The sequence below is a fragment of the Nocardia sp. NPDC005366 genome, assembly GCF_040606855.1.
Taxonomy (GTDB): domain Bacteria; phylum Actinomycetota; class Actinomycetes; order Mycobacteriales; family Mycobacteriaceae; genus Nocardia.
In genome coordinates this window covers 121,627-140,855 of record NZ_JBEXFQ010000020.1, presented here as the reverse complement: position 1 = coordinate 140,855, position 19,229 = coordinate 121,627, and the positions used below count along the sequence as shown (strand labels likewise).

13 protein-coding genes are annotated in these 19,229 nt (G+C 64.6%); 11 read left to right on the top strand and 2 right to left on the bottom strand.

Going from position 1 to position 19,229, the window contains the following annotated elements; translation table 11 throughout:
- Window positions 1–17: 17 nt before the first annotated feature.
- From ABZS43_RS22860 to ABZS43_RS22830, 7 genes are all read left to right on the top strand, one after another.
- Complete coding sequence (locus ABZS43_RS22860; protein WP_355037974.1) at window positions 18–1,259, top strand: MCE family protein; 1,242 nt, start codon at window positions 18–20, stop codon at window positions 1,257–1,259.
- A complete protein-coding gene (locus ABZS43_RS22855) occupies window positions 1,256–2,506 on the top strand; it encodes an MCE family protein (RefSeq protein ID WP_355037963.1) in 1,251 nt (416 codons plus the stop codon). Before ABZS43_RS22860 ends, ABZS43_RS22855 begins: the two co-directional genes overlap by 4 nt.
- Window positions 2,503–3,744 (top strand): MlaD family protein, encoded by a 1,242-nt coding sequence (locus ABZS43_RS22850; protein WP_355037962.1) that lies wholly within the window; start codon window positions 2,503–2,505, stop codon window positions 3,742–3,744. The genes ABZS43_RS22855 and ABZS43_RS22850 overlap by 4 nt, the downstream gene beginning before the upstream one ends.
- A 29-nt stretch (window positions 3,745–3,773) precedes the next feature.
- Window positions 3,774–4,586 (top strand): hypothetical protein, encoded by an 813-nt coding sequence (locus ABZS43_RS22845; protein WP_355037961.1) that lies wholly within the window; start codon window positions 3,774–3,776, stop codon window positions 4,584–4,586.
- 11 nt (window positions 4,587–4,597) lie between these two features.
- Entirely contained in the window at window positions 4,598–5,305 is a 708-nt protein-coding gene (locus ABZS43_RS22840; RefSeq protein ID WP_355037960.1) for a hypothetical protein, read from the top strand.
- 445 nt (window positions 5,306–5,750) lie between these two features.
- Window positions 5,751–9,257 carry a DNA-directed RNA polymerase subunit beta gene (locus ABZS43_RS22835; RefSeq protein WP_355037959.1) on the top strand — a complete coding sequence of 1,169 codons (3,507 nt, stop codon included), beginning with the start codon at window positions 5,751–5,753 and terminating at the stop codon, window positions 9,255–9,257.
- A 107-nt stretch (window positions 9,258–9,364) separates the two neighbouring features.
- Window positions 9,365–13,318 (top strand): DNA-directed RNA polymerase subunit beta', encoded by a 3,954-nt coding sequence (locus ABZS43_RS22830; RefSeq protein WP_355037958.1) that lies wholly within the window; start codon window positions 9,365–9,367, stop codon window positions 13,316–13,318.
- Between the two features lie 117 nt (window positions 13,319–13,435).
- Here ABZS43_RS22830 and ABZS43_RS22825 read toward each other — a convergent pair whose 3' ends face one another.
- Window positions 13,436–13,609, bottom strand: a complete 174-nt coding sequence (locus ABZS43_RS22825; protein WP_355037957.1) for a hypothetical protein — start codon at window positions 13,607–13,609, stop codon at window positions 13,436–13,438.
- Window positions 13,610–14,134: 525 nt separating this feature from the next.
- Between ABZS43_RS22825 and ABZS43_RS22820 the strand changes: the two genes are divergently transcribed.
- Window positions 14,135–14,608, top strand: a complete 474-nt coding sequence (locus ABZS43_RS22820; protein ID WP_355037956.1) for a PaaI family thioesterase — start codon at window positions 14,135–14,137, stop codon at window positions 14,606–14,608.
- A 30-nt stretch (window positions 14,609–14,638) separates the two neighbouring features.
- On the opposite strand, the gene ABZS43_RS22815 is transcribed toward ABZS43_RS22820, so the two are convergent.
- Window positions 14,639–15,649 (bottom strand): aldo/keto reductase, encoded by a 1,011-nt coding sequence (locus ABZS43_RS22815; RefSeq protein ID WP_355037955.1) that lies wholly within the window; start codon window positions 15,647–15,649, stop codon window positions 14,639–14,641.
- A 100-nt stretch (window positions 15,650–15,749) separates the two neighbouring features.
- Here ABZS43_RS22815 and ABZS43_RS22810 point away from each other — a divergent pair, with 100 nt between their 5' ends.
- From ABZS43_RS22810 to ABZS43_RS22800, 3 genes are all read left to right on the top strand, one after another.
- Entirely contained in the window at window positions 15,750–16,613 is an 864-nt protein-coding gene (locus ABZS43_RS22810; RefSeq protein WP_355037954.1) for a helix-turn-helix transcriptional regulator, read from the top strand.
- Window positions 16,614–17,131: 518 nt separating this feature from the next.
- The gene (locus tag ABZS43_RS22805) at window positions 17,132–17,761 is read left to right on the top strand and encodes an RNA polymerase sigma factor (RefSeq protein ID WP_355037953.1); all 630 of its coding nucleotides are present in this window, start codon (window positions 17,132–17,134) and stop codon (window positions 17,759–17,761) included.
- On the top strand, window positions 17,758–19,005 hold the full coding sequence (locus ABZS43_RS22800; protein ID WP_355037952.1) for a pentapeptide repeat-containing protein: 1,248 nt from the start codon (window positions 17,758–17,760) through the stop codon (window positions 19,003–19,005). Before ABZS43_RS22805 ends, ABZS43_RS22800 begins: the two co-directional genes overlap by 4 nt.
- The last annotated feature ends 224 nt before the right edge of the window (window positions 19,006–19,229 follow it).

Sequence of the window (19,229 nt, the reverse complement as noted above, 5' to 3'; positions counted from 1 at the left end):
CCGCGAGTAACGAGCCACTGACCGCGCTGCGCGGTACCAGCCGTGGCGCCAAGGCGGCCATCGTGATCGGACTGGTCGCGATACTGGTGGTGGTCGGATTCCTGTGGTGGATCTTCGATCGTGCGAGTACCACCAGGATCACCGCGTATTTCGATCGTTCGGTCGGCATCTACGAAGGTTCGGATGTGCGAATCCTCGGTGTCGCCGTGGGTTCGGTCGATTCGGTGGAACCGATGGGCGACCAGGTGAGGGTGGTGATGAGTGTCGACAGGAAATACGACATCCCCGCCGACGCGCAGGCCGCGCAGATCACGCCGTCGGTCGTCTCCGACCGGTTCATCCAGCTCACACCGGTGTATCGGGGTGGTCCGAAAATGGAGCGCGAGGCGACCATTCCGCGCGCGCGGACCGTCACTCCGGTCGAGGTCGACCAGCTGTACAAGAGCATCGCCGAACTCTCCGACGCGCTCGGCCCCAACGGCGCCAACAAAGAGGGCGCGGTGAACGAGTTGGTGCGCACCTCGGCGGCGAACCTGGCAGGTAACGGCGAGGCGCTGGCGAACAGCATCACTCAGCTCAGCAAGGCCGCGCGATATCTGTCCGACGCGCGCGGCGATATCTTCGAAACGGTCAAGAATCTACAGAGTTTCGTGAGCATGCTGGCCGTCAACGATCAGCAGGTGCGCGAGTTCAACACCCAGCTCGCCGATCTGGCGGGTTTCCTCGCCGGTGAGCGCCAGAATCTCGGGGAAGCGCTGGAACTGCTGTCGGTGGCGCTCGGCGATGTCGCGCGGTTCATCGACGACAACCGTGAACTGGTGGCCGACAATGCCGCCGCCCTGACCACATTGACCAAAACTCTCGCCGACCAGCGCGATGATCTGGCCGCGGCGCTTCCGGTGCTTCCCGTGGCATTGAGCAATCTGATCAATATCCACAACGGAGAATCCGGCACCCTCGATATGCGGGCCAATTTCCCGGAATTGCAGGATCCGTTCGGCGTGGTCTGCAAGATGCTGGATCTGTCCAAACTGATGCCAGGTGATCCGCGGTTCGAGGCGCTCGGCAGGCAGCTGCGCCCGATCATCGAACACTGCAAGGAGATCACCGACCAGATCACGGCGGGGGTGCAGACCCCGACGCTGATCCTGCCGTTCGGCATTCTCAGCGGCGAGAATCAGCAGCGTGATCCGGTTCCCGGCACCGTGCCGGGTACCCCGTCCGATCGGCTGCCGCCATCCGAAGGAGGTGGGCGATGAACAAGATCCGTAGTGCCGCACGTGGTTTCGGCGGCGCGGTGGCACTCGTCGTCTCCGCGGCGCTGGTCACCTCGTGTTCCTCCGACGGCATCTACAGTATCCCGCTGCCCGGCGGCGCCGATGTCGGAGAACATCCGATGACCGTCGAGATCCAGTTCGACGATGTCCTCGATCTGGTGCCGCAATCCTCGGTGAAGGTCGAGGGCGTACCGGTGGGCCGGGTCGAGGAGATCACCCTCGGCAAGGATCAGTGGACCGCGAGCGTGCGCACTCTGGTCAACGCGTCGGTCGATCTGCCCGCCAACGCGCGGGCCGAGGTACGGCAGACGAATCTGCTCGGCGAGAAGTTCATCGAACTGTCGCGGCCGGTCGCCGATCCCGAGCCGGACAGGCTCGCGGACGGTGCGGTCATCCCGGTCAGTCGCACCAGACACGCCACCGAGATCGAACAGGTGCTGGGCGCGTTGTCGTTGCTGCTCAATGGCGGCGGGGTCGCGCAATTGCAGCCGATCGTCACCGAGTTGAACAAAACCCTCGGTGGGCGCGAGGGCAGGGTGCGTTCGCTGCTGGAACAGGCCGAAACCCTGATCAGCGGGCTGAACGAACAGGTGGACGACATCACCCGCGCCCTCGACGGACTCGACACGTTGAGCGCGAGGGTGAGTACGCAGACCTTCCAGATCGGCAAGATCCTCGATGAATTGCCCACGGGTATCAAGATCCTCAATGAGCAACGGCCCCAACTGATTTCATTGCTGGCCCAGCTGGATCGGGTGGGTGAGGCGGGTTTCGACGTATTGAATACCTCGAAGGACGATCTCATCACCGACCTGATCTCACTGCGGCCGACATTGCAGGAACTCGGCCGCGCCACCCCGGATCTGGTGACCGCGCTGCCTCTGATTCCGACCTATCCGTTCCCGGATTCGACGCTGGAGGGTACCTTCGGCGGTTCGGTCAACACCTGGCTCTCGGTGGATCAGCAGATCGGCGTGACATTGAGCAATCTCGGTGTCGGCAAAGGGGATCCGGTCTACATTCCGCCGCTCGGCCGCCCGGTTCCGGTGAATCCGACTAATCCCTATTACAACGGCAACGGTCCGCGTCCCGGCTGGCCGACCGTTTCGCTGGTGCCGTTGCCGCCGACCATGGCGCAGGTTCCGGCGCTCGGCGTGCCAGGGGCGCCGAATCCGCTCGGTCCGCTGCTCGAGCAGTTCGGCGTCGACCAGCAGGAGGGTCCGCGATGACACGCCTCGTGCGCTACCAGTTGATCGCCTTCGCGCTGATCGCCGTGCTCGGCGTCGTCTATGTCGGCGCTCGCTACGTCCGGCTGGACGAGATGTTCGGCTTCGGGCTCTACCGCGTGAAGGTGGAAGCCGAGCAGACCGGCGGCATCTACAAGGGCGCGGAGGTCACCTATCGGGGCGTTCCGGTGGGACGGGTGGGCGATCTCCAGCTCAGTCCCGACGGTGTGGTCATGATCCTCGATCTCGAAACGAGCGGGCCGAGTATTCCGGCCTCGGCGAAGGCCGTCGTCGCCAACAGGTCCGCGATCGGCGAGCAATACGTGGATCTGCAACCCGACACCGACAGCGGCCCGTATCTGCGGAACGATTCGGTGATCCTCGGGGCGAGCACCCCGATTTCGGTCGAGGAATTGGTCTCCAGCGTGGATCATTTCACCAGCTCGGTCGACCTCGCCGCGCTGCATACGACCGTCACCGAACTCGGTAAAGCGTTGAACGGCAAGGGCGATGACCTCAAGGTCTTCATCGAATCGCTGAACACGTTCACCGAGACGTTCGACGCGACGCTGCCGCAGACCATCCAATTGATCCGCGACGGCAAGATCGCGCTCGGCACCCAGGCCGAACAGTCGGCGGCGATCCGCCAGTTCAGCGATGGGCTCGACCAGGTGACCGCCCAGTTGCGTTCCAGCGATCCGGCCGTGCGCCGCTTGATCGGTACCGGCGCCGACGCGGGCAGGCAGATCGGTGCGCTGCTGCGCGAGAGCGGCGGGGCGCTCACCGAGGATCTGGTCAATCTGCGGATGCTGCTGAAGGCCATCTCGCCGAAGTTCTACGCGCTGCAACCATTGCTCACCATGTTGCCGGGACTTTCGGTCGGCGCGTCGGCCACCGCGCCCGGCGACGGCACCAGCCACTTCGGTCTGGTGCTCGAGGTGAACAATCCGCCCACCTGTACGGTCGGCTACGAGGGGACCTACGAGATTCTGAAGCAGATGAAGGCGCAGAATCCCGACTTCGATGATTCGCGTGACGAGTTCCCGTTCAACAAGAACGCGAAATGCACGGTTCCGCAGGGTAATCCGACCGATGTACGCGGCGGCGCGCGCGCTGATCTGGCGGATCCGGCTGTTCCGCAGCCGTGGGACGACGTGCCGAAGACCGATCCGGAAAAGCTCAACCTGAACCCGATCGCCGTACAGATGGCCACCCTGCTGGGCGTCACGCCGAAGCGGTGACCAGGACCGACACAGTTAGGGTGCCTGTCGTGAACATCGACATCTCCAAGGAACAGCCGGGGGCCAGCGAACCGGGGACCGAGGAATCCGATGCCACGGCGGCCGAGTCGTCGGCATCGGATTCGCGCGCGTCCGACACCGGCGCCGCCGTGAGTGGGGGTGCCGAATCGCCGGACACCGAGTCGGATGCGGCCCGAAAGGATTCGGAGACGCCGGCGTCCCCGCGTCGCGCGCCCTTTGCCTCGACCGTCTTCTCGGCCGGAGTGCTGGTCGTCGCCCTGATTGCCGCGGTGTGGTTCGGCGCGGGCTGGGCCAGGTCCGCCTGGTTCACCGACGGGCCGCGCGCCGCCGCCCGCGACAGCGCCCTCGACTCCGCGCGCCAGGCGGCGATCAATATGACGTCGATGAAACTCGACGACGTACCCGGTTCGCTCGCGCTCGCGCGTTCCTCGATGACCGGCGCGATCCTGGAATCGGCGCAGAAGAATCAGCAGCAGTCCGAGCAGTTGGCCGCGCAGGCCGGTGTCGGCATGCAGGCGAAGGTGCTCGGGGCCTCGCTGACCGCGCTCAACAGCGAGCGTGACAAGGCGACGGCGCTCGTCGTGCTGCAGGTGACCGAATCCAAGCCGGACAAATCCGTCTCCGACTACCGCTACACCTGGAGCCTGGAGATGACCAAGGACGGCGAGGTCTGGAAGGCCGAGCAGGTCGCGTCGCTGGCGCAACCGGTACTGCTGGCCGGGCCGGGACCGAGCGGACTCGGTCAACCGACCAAGCAGTCCGGCGCGGAGCCGTCGCGGGCCCCAGCGAACACGCCCGCCTCGCCGCGGCCCGGATCGTAGGAGGACACCCGATGAATTCTCGTAAGCCGATCAACCGGGTCACCTCCAAGCGGCGTCCGGCCACTGGGTCCACCGCCCGTCCGAGCGCCCGCGCGGTCGCGGGAACCCGCGCCACGCGCCCCGCGGCGACGACGGGAGGGCGCGCGCCGGACGTAGGCCGTTCCCGTGCCGGTACAGGCGACGCCGGCCGTGTGAGCGCCGACCCGCGTCCGCGCCGGTTCTCCAGGTCGGGATCGTCGTGGGCGGTCGTCGCCGGATGCGTGGTCGCGGCGCTCGCGCTCGCCGGTTTCGCGGTGGTCGCCGCATTGCGCCCCGGTGTGAACGATTCGAATCTGGCCTTCGTCGACACGTCGGGAACCGAGGAGGTACGCGCCGCCGCCGAGCATGCGCTGCGCACCATCTACGGGTACGACATCGAGCACATCGACGGCTACGAGGCGGCGGTGCGCTCGGTGGTGACCGGCGACATGCTCACCGATCTCGACAAGTTCTCCGCGACCACGATCGACGCCATAAAACAGGCCCAGACCAGCGCCGATGCCAAGGCCGATCCCATTGGTGTGACTTTGCTCACCGACGATCGGGCCGAGTTGCTGGTGAATCTGGTGGTGAGTGCGACCAAGGGCGGAGTGGCCCAGCAGAGCGTGGCGGGTCCGGTCGTTCTGCGCATGCGGAAGGTGGACGGTCACTGGTTGGCCAGTGACATCGTCGATCAGTGAGTTGCGCGGGTGATCTTGAACTGTGGCAGCCGATCTCACCGACATCCAGGTCGGGCCGCCACTTGACGAGTTTCGCCCGAACCGTCACGCTATTCACAACAGCGGCAGCTGTCACAGTGGCTTCACCCGCCCCGCCGCCCTCGACGCAGCCAGCGTTTCGGGTCAGGGCGCCGGTCCGTGAGGGCCGGGTGTCGACCCCTTCGGGGTCCGGCGCGCCAGCCAGGTGAACGTTCGCACGGGTGGTACTTTGACACCTCCGTGCCGATAGGTGTAGGTTTGGACGTTGCGCTGGCTGCCTCCTGTCCATTCCTCGATTCGCACACGTGAGTTCCACCCTTCCGGTGTTACTTCCGCTGTTGCCTGTTCGGGTTTTCGTTCGGGTTGTAACCAGCGGAATTCGTAGCAGACAAGCGACGGTCGCGGACCACCACGCGACGCGCGTGAGGTGCTGGAAGGACGCATCTTGGCAGTCTCCACCCAGACCAAGGCAGTTGCCGGAATCCCCGGAGCCCCGTTGCGGGTGTCTTTCGCGAAGATCCGTGAACCCTTGGAGGTGCCCGGACTTCTCGATCTACAAACGGACTCTTTTGCATGGTTGATCGGCTCGCCGTCATGGCGAGAGAAAGCCGCCGCTCGCGGCGACGTCGGGCTCTCGGGCGGACTCGAGGAGGTGCTCGAGGAGCTCTCGCCGATCGAAGACTTCTCCGGCTCCATGTCCCTGTCTTTCTCCGACCCTCGTTTCGAAGAGGTCAAGGCCTCGATCGACGAGTGCAAAGACAAGGACATGACGTACGCGGCGCCACTATTCGTGACCGCCGAGTTCATCAACAACAACACCGGTGAGATCAAGAGCCAGACGGTCTTCATGGGTGATTTCCCGATGATGACCGACAAGGGCACGTTCATCATCAACGGCACCGAGCGCGTCGTCGTGTCGCAGCTGGTGCGTTCTCCCGGCGTCTACTTCGACCACAGCGTCGACAAGGCCACGGAGAAGGACCTGCACAGCGTGCGCGTCATCCCGTCGCGTGGCGCGTGGCTGGAATTCGACATCGACAAGCGCGACACCGTCGGTGTCCGCATCGACCGCAAGCGTCGTCAGCCGGTCACCGTGCTGCTGAAGGCGCTGGGTTGGACGAACGAGGAGATCGTCGAGCGTTTCGGCTTCTCCGAGATCATGATGTCCACCCTGGAGAAGGACAACACGGCGGGCCAGGACGAGGCGCTGCTCGATATCTACCGCAAGCTGCGTCCGGGCGAGCCGCCGACCAAGGAGTCCGCGCAGACCCTGCTGGAGAACCTGTTCTTCAAGGAGAAGCGCTACGACCTGGCGCGCGTCGGTCGCTACAAGATCAACAAGAAGCTCGGCATCCACCTGGGTGAGCCGATCACGGCTTCGGTGCTGACGAAGGAAGACATCGTCAGCACCATCGAGTACCTGGTGCGTCTGCACGCGGGTGACCGGAACATGACCGCCCCCGGCGGCGAGGAAGTTCCCGTCGAGGTCGACGACATCGACCACTTCGGCAACCGTCGCCTTCGCACCGTCGGCGAGCTGATCCAGAACCAGATCCGGGTCGGTCTTTCCCGGATGGAGCGCGTGGTCCGCGAGCGGATGACCACCCAGGACGTCGAGGCGATCACGCCGCAGACCCTGATCAACATCCGCCCGGTCGTCGCCGCGATCAAGGAGTTCTTCGGAACCTCCCAGTTGTCGCAGTTCATGGACCAGAACAACCCGCTGTCGGGGCTGACCCACAAGCGCCGCCTGTCGGCGCTCGGCCCGGGTGGTCTGTCCCGTGAGCGCGCCGGCCTGGAAGTCCGTGACGTCCACCCGTCGCACTACGGTCGCATGTGCCCGATCGAGACCCCGGAAGGCCCGAACATCGGCCTGATCGGCTCGCTGTCGGTGTACGCGCGGGTCAACCCGTTCGGCTTCATCGAGACCCCGTACCGCAAGGTGGTCGACGGCAAGGTCACCGATGAGGTCAAGTACCTCACCGCCGACGAAGAGGACAGGCACGTACGTGCCCAGGCCAACTCGCCGGTGGACGCGGAGGGCAACTTCCTCGAGGATCGGGTGCTGTGCCGCCGCGGCAACGAGGAGAACGAACTCGTCGCCGCCATCGACGTCGACTACATGGACGTGTCGCCGCGTCAGATGGTGTCGGTCGCGACCGCGATGATCCCGTTCCTCGAGCACGACGATGCCAACCGCGCCCTGATGGGTGCGAACATGCAGCGTCAGGCGGTTCCGCTGATCCGTTCGGAGGCCCCGATCGTTGGCACCGGCATGGAACTGCGTGCCGCGGTCGACGCCGGTGACGTTGTCGTCAACGAGAAGTCCGGTGTGGTCGAGGAAGTCTCCGCCGACTACGTCACCGTGATGGCCGACGACGGCAGCCGCAAGTCCTACCGGATGCGTAAGTTCAACCGCTCGAACCAGGGCACCTGTTCCAACCAGCGTCCGATCGTGGACGAGGGGCAGCGGGTGGAAGCCGGGCAAGTTCTCGCCGATGGTCCCTGCACCGAGAACGGTGAGATGGCCCTCGGTAAGAACCTGCTCGTGGCGATCATGCCGTGGGAAGGCCACAACTACGAGGACGCGATCATCCTGTCGCAGCGTCTCGTGGAAGAGGACGTTCTCACCTCGATCCACATCGAAGAGCACGAGATCGACGCCCGCGACACCAAGCTGGGCGCCGAGGAGATCACCCGGGATATCCCGAACGTCTCCGACGAGGTGCTCGCCGATCTGGACGAGCGCGGCATCGTGCGTATCGGCGCCGAGGTCCGTGACGGCGACATCCTGGTCGGCAAGGTCACCCCGAAGGGCGAGACCGAGCTGACCCCGGAGGAGCGGCTGCTGCGCGCGATCTTCGGTGAGAAGGCGCGCGAAGTGCGTGACACCTCGCTGAAGGTGCCCCACGGCGAGTCGGGCAAGGTCATCGGCATTCGCGTGTTCTCACGCGAGGACGACGACGACCTGCCTCCCGGCGTCAACGAGTTGGTTCGCGTCTACGTCGCGCAGAAGCGCAAGATCCAGGACGGCGACAAACTCGCTGGTCGCCACGGCAACAAGGGTGTCATCGGCAAGATCCTCGCCACCGAGGACATGCCGTTCCTCCCGGACGGCACCCCGGTCGACATCATCCTGAACACCCATGGTGTGCCGCGTCGTATGAATATCGGTCAGATCCTGGAGACCCACCTCGGGTGGATCGGCAAAACAGGCTGGCAGGTCGACGTCGCCACCGACGGCACCCGTCCCGATTGGGCACAGGCGCTGCCGGAGGAGATGCTCGGCGCACCGTCGGACTCCAATATCGCGACCCCCGTCTTCGACGGCGCCCGCGAGGAGGAGTTGACCGGTCTGCTCGCCTCGACCCTGCCGAACCGCGATGGTGAGCGCATGGTCGACGACGACGGCAAGGCGACGCTGTTCGACGGTCGTTCCGGCGAACCGTTCCCGTACCCGGTCGCTGTCGGCTACATGTACATCCTGAAACTGCACCACCTGGTCGACGACAAGATCCACGCTCGTTCGACCGGCCCGTACTCGATGATCACCCAGCAGCCGCTCGGCGGTAAGGCCCAGTTCGGTGGTCAGCGCTTCGGTGAGATGGAGTGCTGGGCGATGCAGGCCTACGGCGCGGCTTACACGCTGCAGGAACTGCTGACGATCAAGTCCGACGATGTCGTGGGCCGCGTGAAGGTCTACGAGGCCATCGTCAAGGGCGAGAACATTCCGGAGCCGGGCATTCCGGAGTCGTTCAAGGTGTTGCTGAAAGAGCTCCAGTCGCTGTGCCTCAACGTCGAGGTGCTGTCTTCGGACGGCGCGGCGATCGAGATGCGCGACGGTGACGACGAGGATCTGGAGCGCGCGGCGGCCAACCTGGGCATCAATCTGTCCAGGAACGAAGCGGCCACCGTCGACGATTTGGCGAACTAGGCGGCAGGGCCGGATGTCGTGCACGCCGACGACATCCGGCCTCCGCGCTCGACCCACTAGTGAACTTTTTTGCTCGAATTCGACCCGAATAGGGGAAAGGAAGTTACGTGCTAGACGTCAACTTCTTCGATGAACTCCGGATCGGTCTGGCCAGCGCCGAAGACATCCGCCAGTGGTCTTTCGGCGAGGTGAAGAAGCCGGAGACCATCAACTACCGCACGCTCAAGCCAGAGAAGGACGGCTTGTTCTGCGAGAAGATCTTCGGTCCCACCCGGGACTGGGAGTGCTACTGCGGCAAGTACAAGCGTGTCCGCTTCAAGGGCATCATCTGTGAGCGCTGTGGCGTCGAGGTGACTCGCGCCAAGGTGCGTCGTGAGCGGATGGGCCATATCGAGCTGGCCGCTCCCGTCACCCACATCTGGTACTTCAAGGGCGTGCCCTCGCGCCTCGGGTACCTGCTCGACCTGGCGCCGAAGGATCTGGAAAAGATCATCTACTTCGCCGCCTACGTCATCGTCGGCGTCGACGAGGAGCTGCGTCACAGCGAGCTCTCCACGCTCGAAGCCGAGATGGAGGTCGAGAAGAAGGCCGTCGCCGATCAGCGCGACGCCGATCTGGAGGCCCGCGCGCAGAAGCTCGAGGCCGATATCGCCGAACTCGAGGCCGAAGGCGCCAAGTCCGACGTGCGCCGCAAGGTCAAGGACGGCGGCGAGCGTGAGATGCGTCAGCTCCGCGATCGGGCCCAGCGTGAGCTGGACCGACTCGACGAGATCTGGACGACCTTCACCAAGCTGTCGGTCAAGCAGCTCATCGTGGACGAGGTTCTCTACCGCGAGCTGGTCGATCGCTACGGCGAGTACTTCACCGGCGCGATGGGCGCGGAGTCCATCCAGAAGCTGATGGAGAACTTCGACATCCACGCCGAGGCCGAGAATCTGCGGGAGACCATCCGCAGCGGCAAGGGCCAGAAGAAGCTGCGCGCGCTCAAGCGGCTCAAGGTCGTCGCGGCCTTCCAGACCAACGGCAACTCGCCGATGGGCATGGTGCTCGACGCCGTTCCGGTGATCCCGCCGGAGCTGCGCCCGATGGTTCAGCTCGACGGTGGCCGTTTCGCCACCTCCGACCTGAACGACCTCTACCGCCGCGTCATCAACCGCAACAACCGCCTCAAGCGACTGATCGATCTGGGTGCGCCCGAGATCATCGTCAACAACGAGAAGCGGATGCTGCAGGAGTCCGTCGACGCGCTGTTCGACAACGGCCGTCGTGGCCGTCCGGTCACCGGGCCGGGTAACCGCCCGCTGAAGTCCCTGAGCGATCTGCTCAAGGGCAAGCAGGGTCGTTTCCGTCAGAACCTGCTCGGCAAGCGCGTCGATTATTCCGGTCGCTCGGTCATCGTGGTCGGCCCGCAGCTGAAACTGCACCAGTGCGGTCTGCCCAAGTTGATGGCGCTGGAACTGTTCAAGCCGTTCGTGATGAAGCGTCTGGTCGACCTGAACCACGCGCAGAACATCAAGTCCGCCAAGCGCATGGTGGAGCGTCAGCGTCCCCAGGTGTGGGATGTCCTCGAAGAGGTCATCGCCGAGCACCCGGTGCTGCTGAACCGCGCGCCCACCCTGCACCGTCTGGGTATCCAGGCCTTCGAACCGCAGCTGGTCGAGGGTAAGGCCATCCAGCTGCACCCGCTGGTCTGTGAGGCGTTCAACGCCGACTTCGACGGCGACCAGATGGCCGTGCACCTTCCGCTGTCCGCGGAGGCGCAGGCCGAGGCCCGCATCCTGATGCTGTCCTCGAACAACATCCTGTCGCCCGCGTCCGGCCGACCGCTGGCCATGCCGCGTCTGGACATGGTGACCGGCCTGTACTACCTGACCCGTCTCGTCGATGGTGCCAAGGGCGAGTACCAAGCGTCCACCAGGGACAGTGCGGAGCGGGGCGTGTACTCGTCTCCCGCCGAGGCACAGATGGCGGTCGACCGCGGTGAGCTGACCGTGCGGTCGCTCATCAAGGTGCGGCTGACCGATCAGCGTCCCCCGAAGGACGTCGAGGCCGAGCTGTTCCCGGACGGCTGGAGCCGCGGCGACGCGTGGACTACCAAGACCACGCTGGGCCGGGTGCTGTTCAACGAGTTGCTGCCCGCGGACTACGCGTACATCAACGAGCAGATGCCGAAGAAGCGTCAGGCGACGATCATCAACGATCTCGCCGAGCGTTACCCGATGATCGTGGTCGCGCAGACCGTCGACAAGCTGAAGGACGCGGGCTTCTACTGGGCCACCCGTTCCGGCGTGACGGTCTCCATGTCGGACGTTCTGGTTCCGCCGGAGAAGGCCGAGATCATGGAGCGCTACGAGGCGCAGTCGGATCAGATCGAGCGGAAGTACCAGCGTGGTGCGCTCGATCACCAGGAGCGCAACAACGCCCTGGTCAAGATCTGGCAGGAAGCGACCGAAGAGGTCGGTAGGGCGCTGCGTGCGCACTACCCGTCCGACAACCCGATCATCACGATCGTCGACTCGGGCGCGACGGGTAACTTCACCCAGACTCGTACCCTCGCGGGTATGAAGGGCCTGGTTACCAATCCGAAGGGTGAGTTCATCCCGCGGCCGATCAAGTCCTCCTTCCGCGAGGGCCTGACGGTTCTGGAGTACTTCATCAACACCCACGGTGCCCGTAAGGGTCTGGCCGACACCGCGCTTCGTACCGCCGACTCGGGTTACCTGACCCGTCGTCTGGTCGACGTCTCGCAGGACGTCATCGTGCGCGAGCACGACTGTGGCACCGAGCGCGGCATCGTCGTGCCGATCGCCGAGAAGTTGCTCGACGGCACGATCATCCGGGACGCGCATGTGGAAACCTCCACCTACGCCCGGACGCTCGCGTCGGACGCGCTGGACGCCAAGGGCAATGTCATCGTGGGCAAGGGCGCCGATCTCGGCGACCCGGCACTCGAGGCGCTGCTCGAGGCCGGTATCACCGAGGTGAAGGTCCGCTCCGTGCTGACCTGCACCACCGGCACCGGCGTGTGCGCGACCTGCTACGGCCGCTCGATGGCGACCGGCAAGCTGGTCGACATCGGTGAGGCCGTCGGCATCGTCGCCGCGCAGTCCATCGGTGAGCCCGGTACCCAGCTGACCATGCGTACCTTCCACCAGGGTGGTGTCGCGGGTGATGACATCACCGGCGGTCTGCCGCGTGTCCAGGAGCTCTTCGAGGCTCGCGTGCCGAAGGGCAAGGCGCCTATCGCCGAGGTCTCCGGTCGCATCCGTCTCGAGGACGACGACCGCTTCTACAAGATCACCATCATCCCGGATGACGGTGGTGAGGAAGTCGTCTACGACAAGCTCTCGAAGCGTCAACGTCTGCGTGTGTTCAAGCACGACGACGGCACCGAGCGTCTGCTCTCCGACGGTGACCACGTCGAGGTCGGCCAGCAGTTGCTGGAAGGCGCGGCGGATCCGCACGAGGTGCTGCGCGTGATGGGCCCGCGTCAGGTGCAGGTCCACCTGGTCCACGAGGTCCAGGAGGTCTACCGCTCGCAGGGTGTGTCGATCCACGACAAGCACATCGAGGTCATCGTTCGCCAGATGCTGCGTCGCGTCACCATCATCGACTCCGGTGCGACGGAATTTCTGCCCGGTTCGCTCACCGAGCGCGCCGAGTTCGAGAGCTCCAACCGTCGCGTGGTCGCCGAGGGTCGCGAGCCCGCGTCGGGTCGTCCGGTGCTGATGGGTATCACGAAGGCGTCGCTCGCCACCGATTCGTGGCTGTCGGCGGCCTCCTTCCAGGAGACCACCCGAGTTCTGACGGACGCGGCCATCAACTGCCGCTCCGACAAGCTCATCGGCCTCAAGGAGAACGTGATCATCGGCAAGCTGATCCCGGCCGGTACCGGTATCAACCGTTACCGCAATATCCAGGTTCAGCCCACCGAGGAAGCTCGTCAGGCCGCGTACGCGGTGCCGTCCTACGACGACACCTACTACAGCCCGGACAGCTTCGGCGCCACCACCGGTGCCGCCGTCCCGCTGGACGATTACGGTTTCAGCGACTACCGGTAGTCGGTAGTAGACAGACGATCGCCCCGCTCCGTTCCGGAGCGGGGCGATCGTCGTCTCACGGTGTCGTCCAGGCGGAGCGTGGCTGATGAGTTGCCGCCGAGGAAGCGTGCTGAAATGTCAGCTCTCGTAAAGAGTGTTCAGGTCGATCAGTAGGGCGTCGTCGGACGCGCGCAGATTCCTGTCGAAACCGGCGCCGCAGTAACAGGTGCGAATGGTTTCGCGCGTGTCGTATCCCTTGTCGGACAGCAGATCTCGGACGCGCCGAAGGCGTTCCAGGTGACCGGGGGTCATTGTTCGGTCCTATGTCGTCTCGCCGAGGGACAGGATGCGGCGTGGATGTCCCGGCTCCTCCGGGGCGAGGACGGCCACGTCCACTTGGATCTGGCTTTTGCGCCGCGGATCCTTGACCGTCGCGGCGCCGACCTGTCCGGCAGGTCGCCGAATACGGCGGGCCCCACCGACATCGCCCAGTCGCGGCAGATTTCGCCGGCTGAAGGGATCCGTCTCGCGGATGATCAGTCGGGCGTCCTCATGTGGCAGCTTCGCGATACCGCAGCGGTTCGAGCACCAATTCCATGCTCGCCCGCCCTCGCAGTGGGGCGTTGCCCGACAGCAGTCCACCCATCACAGATATAGCGGAGCCGCACAGCAGCAGCCGCGACCCGGCCTGTCGCGCGGCTCCGCGCGGATCGAGGGCGCGTTGTTCGGAAGCGTGCGGAGCGGCCGGTGCGGGCTGGTGTCGTGACGGCTGTGGACAGTTCCGGCCGGGGAGTATTAACTGGAACAGGTTTCAATTCCGGGTGAACGGGAGATGCGATGGACAGTGCGACCATGGGAGATCTGGTGATGGCCGGATTCCAGAAACTCGGGTTCATCCAGTACGCGGGGATCGTCGGGGTGGATTTCGCCGCTGGCCGCAATGTCGTATCCATCGCTCCGCGGCAGGAACATCTCAACCACAACGGCGACCTGCACGCGGCGGTCCTGTTCGGTCTCGCGGAGACGGCCGCGATGGGTGCGGCCGTCTCCGCAATCGTGGATCTGATGGGTGAGACGTTCATCGTCGCCAAGGACGGGCGGATCGAGTATCACGCACGGGCCAAGGGGGATTCGGGGCCCTTTCTGGCGACCTCGGAATTCCCCGCCGAAACCCTCGAACGGGTCCGCGCCGATATCGCCGCGCGCGACCCGATCGAGTGGGAGGTACCGGTGCGGATCACCGACAACACCGAAAAGCTGGTCGCCTCCGCGTATTTCACCGCTGTGATACGGCCGCGGCGCGCTTCGTAACCGTGGTTTCGATGCTGCTCGACGGATATGTCAGCGCTCGCTGTCGAGCATCGCCATCTGCGCGTCGGCGTATCGCCCGCCCGCGACCCGCTCCGCCGGAGCCGCGTCCTCGATGGCGGCGATATCCTCGTCCGTGAGCCGAATATCGAGCGCGCCAACGGTTTCGGTCCACCGATCGCGTCGGCGCGCGCCGATGATCGGCACGATATCCGTTCCTCGGCTCAGCGCCCAGGCGATCGCTGACTGTGCCACCGACATATCGTGCCGCGCCGCGACTGTCGCGAGCGCGTCCACCAATTCCAGATTCCTGGTCAGGTTCTCGCCCTGGAAACGCGGGCTGTGCGCGCGGAAATCCGCGGCGTCGAAGGACGCTCCCGCCCGCACCGTCTCGCTGAGCAGACCGCGTGAGAGCACCCCGTAGGCGGTGATCCCGATCCCGAGTTCGCGGGTGACCGGCAGGATTTCCGCTTCGATACCCCGCGAGATCAGCGAATATTCGATCTGCAGGTCGGCGATCGGCGCGACGGCCGCCGCCCGGCGGATGGTGTCTGCGCCGACTTCGGAGAGCCCGATGTGGCGGACGTAGCCCGCGTCGACCAGTTCGGCGATCGCGCCCACGGTGTCCTCGATCGGCACCGCCGGATCCAGCCGTGCGGGCCGGTAGATATCGATGTAGTCGACCCCTAGCCGTTGCAGGGTGTAGGTGAGGAAATTGCGCAGGGCGACAGGGCGGTTGTCGATCCCGCCCCAGGCGCCGCCCGGCCCGCGCAGCGCCCCGAATTTGACGCTCAGCACCACGTCCTCGCGTGGACGGTCGGCGATGGCCTTGCCGACCAGCGTTTCGTTATGCCCGGCGCCGTAGAAATCGCCGGTGTCGACGAGGTTCGCGCCGGAATCGAGTGCGGCGTGGATGGTGGCGATCGATTCGGTGTCGTCGGAGGAGCCGTACATACCGGACATCCCCATGGCGCCGAGGCCGATGCGGCCCACAGTGGGGCCGGTGTCGCCGAGTCGGACTGCGGTGATCTGCGATGTGGTCATGGTTCGAGCCTGTACCCGGCGGCGAGAGTGCGGCAGAGATCGTCTATCGGGGGAGCGGCAATCCCTGGCTGGGGCGGCGCGCGTCGGGGACAGTGGAGAGATGGACCGACCCGGATTGGCCGATTTCCTGCGCCGTCGCCGCGAGCAGTTGACGCCCGCGGAGGTCGGCCTGCCACCAGGCGTGCGCCGCCGCACGCCTGGGCTGCGGCGCGACGAGGTGGCCCTGCTGGCCGGCATGTCCACCGACTACTACACACGGCTCGAACAGTCCAGGGGGCCGAGGCCGTCCACCCAGGTGCTGGCGTCGCTGGCCCGCGCGCTGCGGTTGAGCAGCGACGAACGCGACCACCTGTATCACCTGTGCGGTCATGCCTCGCCCGGTCGCGCGCTCGGTGACAAACACGTCGGTCCCGGGTTGCTGCATATGCTCACCAAATTGGACGATACGCCCGCCACCGTGGTCACCGACCTCGGCGAAGTGCTGGTGCAGAACCGCATGCACGCTCTGTTGGTCGGCGATCACGGCGAGCGTCGCGGCTTGGATCGCTACTACGCGTGGCGCTGGTTCACCGATCCGGGCGCGCGCGCCATCTTCCCCGAGGAGGACTGGGATCGACTGGGGCGCAGTCACGTCGCTGATCTGCGCGCCACCGCTGCCCGCCGAGCCGACGACGCCGACGTGGTCGAATTCATCGGCGCGTTACGTGCGGGGAGCGCGGAATTCGAACAGCTGTGGAACGAACACGAAGTGGCGGTGCGACTTTCGGATACCAAACGTATCCGGCACCCAGCCGTCGGTCTCGTCGACACCGTGTGCGAAACCCTGCTCACGCCGAATTCCGCGCAACGCCTGCTGGTCTACCTGCCGCGTCCCGGCACCGATGCCGCCGACAAGTTGGATCTGTTGCGCGTCATCGGAACCCAGCGTCTGGCGCCTGCCGAGGACGGCACCGCATCGGCCTGACGCCCGGTCACGGACGCATGTCAGCACACGGTCGGTGTAGATGACCGGCGAATCGCCGACGATCCTGGCCGCTCCACGTGACGGGGCTCTCGACCTCGCAGGTCGCTGTCGCCGCGCGATCGGTCGATGAAGGGATCGGGCCGAACATCGAGATGTGCTGGCTCGCCGTGGCTTCGGATAGCGGTGACCTGCAAATCTTGATGCGGAAGCTGACTGGTTCGTCTACTTGGTATGAACGCGCTTTACGGGATCCACTCGGTGTGGACCGCGACTCCGCTATGGTTCGTGCTTGCCGCAGGGTTCTCAGGGATCTGGCTGAGCATCGTTCGTTGTGTACGTCTGTGCCTGAGCTGCTACGAGACTCGCTTGATCCTGCGGGAAGCACGCGGAGGTGTTCGCGTCATGCGTCTGTCCCGTCGTGGAGGGTCGCTGTCGTTCTGCGTCATCGAGGTGGGGGATACACCTACTCGATGGGCATGCATGTTGGCTGTATCCCCTTTTCAAGAAATGAATGCCATATGACAGCGGCTCGATCGTCATCCGCCGACCATGCACAGCTCGAGAAGCTGTTCCGTCAGTACTACGAACTCGTGCGGCAATATCTACTCGGCGCCCTTCGTGGGGATACGTCGAGGGCTGATGACTTGGTGCAGGAGGTTTTCATGGCGGTATTACGGACCTATCGTCAGAGTATTTTCGATAAGTCCTCGCATCAGCAGGAGGCGCTGCTGCTCAAGATGGCTAAGAACGCTGTGATCGATATGTGGCGCAGGGAGGGCAGGCTCGTCTTCTGCGAGGACTATCAGGAGTCTGACATCCCGCTGGGGGGTGTGCGGGGCTCGGAAGACGACCGGGTCGACACCATTATCGGTGACAGTATCGTGCAGGGGTTCATCGAGGTCGCGGTGGAGAAACTAACTGTTGGTGAGTACCGAGTGGCATTCATGAGTTGGGTGATGGACTGCTCCGACGATGAGATCGCCGAAACCCTGCGAACAACCGTTCCGACGGTGAGGACGCACAAGTGGTCGGCTCGAAAGAAATTGAAAGCCTGCGTGAACAGGGATGGGTACGAGATACGATTCTTCGACCGACTCGAGACCGTGCATCAAATACCCAGCTCTGGAATTGGAGAGGTGGCGGTATGAGTCCACAGTACAACAATGGCGCCGAGGTTGAAACGCTCACCATCGCCCAAGTTTTCACCGAGGTGGGGAAATATTTTGTCGCTCGAGACGGCGAGGGTGACGTCGATGCCGGCTGGGAGAATCTACAGCGGGCTTTGAACGAGGACAGTGCTCCACTCGCGGAGGAACCAATTCGTGCGACGGCCGCGATTCGGCATAGTCCGAATATCCTGACCGACTTCAGTATTCGTACCCACGTCAAGGCGCTTGCTCTGGGTGGAGTTGCGGTAGCGGTTGCCTCGCTGCTCGTTGCAGGTTTCGCTTGGTTCGTCATCACCGCGACGGCTGAGGTTTGCGGGTTGGTCACGTTGCGACTCGCCCAGCGACGGCTACGTCCTGTCGCAATCTATCATCACGAATCCAATTGCGCGGGTGCTGATTCGGGTGTCGAGTTCACGCTCGCCGCGGACTTTGTGCCGTTGCACAAGGACACCGTGACGATGAGGATTCTCGAACTCGAAGGAGCAGACCTGCGGGGCGAGGATCTGTTCAGCCTCAACTTGATCAGTGCCCGCCTGCATGCGGTGAATCTGGATGGAGTGACGTTACGAGGTGCCAATCTGCTTGCCACCGATCTGAGCAGCGCACACCTGTTCGCCGCCGAGCTGTCCTACGCCAATCTCACCAACGCCAACTTGAGGCGTGCCGACTTGACTCGCGCCCTCTTGATCGGCAGTCGCATGTCGGGCGCCCACCTTGCCGGTGCAACCTTGTCTGGTGCGAACCTGACGGGTGCCAATCTCTGCGGTGCGGATCTGACTGGTGCGGATCTGACCGGCGCGATTCTTGCTGGCGCGAACCTGTCCTGGGCCAAGCTCACCGGAGCGAACTTGACCGGTGCCATTTTGACGAGCGCTGCGCTTTACCACGCCGATCTCACCGACACTTATCTCGGCCAGGCCAACCTCCGGAATGCATTTCTTGCGACAGCAAATCTACTGCGCGCAGATCTGGCCTGGGCAGATCTCACCGGCGCTGATTTCACCAGAACGGTTCTCACCGCCGCCAATCTCACTGGCGCTGAGGCTCCTACCTTGCCAGCAGCTTCGCAAGTGACGTGGTCGGCTCGCACGCAATGGGACCGCTATCAGCACATAGTCGCACAACGGTCGATCCTTTTCGGGCCGGATCTCTACCAGCTCAACCCCCTCTATGGAAGTCATGGTGAGATGCCATCCCAAGTGACGTTGCCGATTGCAGGCTGAAAGCAGGGGTCGACCCCGCCTCGGCCTTCTCGGAGTGGGGCAGAGCCGTTCATCGAGGGCGGCGATGTGCGGGCTTGCCAGGTGGTGGCGGACGGCGAGTTTCTCGTAGCGGGTAGCAGGGGTTCGGGTCGAGACAACTGTCCAGTTCCGCCGCTTCGCGGGCGCCATCGCGGTGCCTGCTTTGCGGCCATGACGTCTCGGGAAACATCGCCACAGCCATTGAC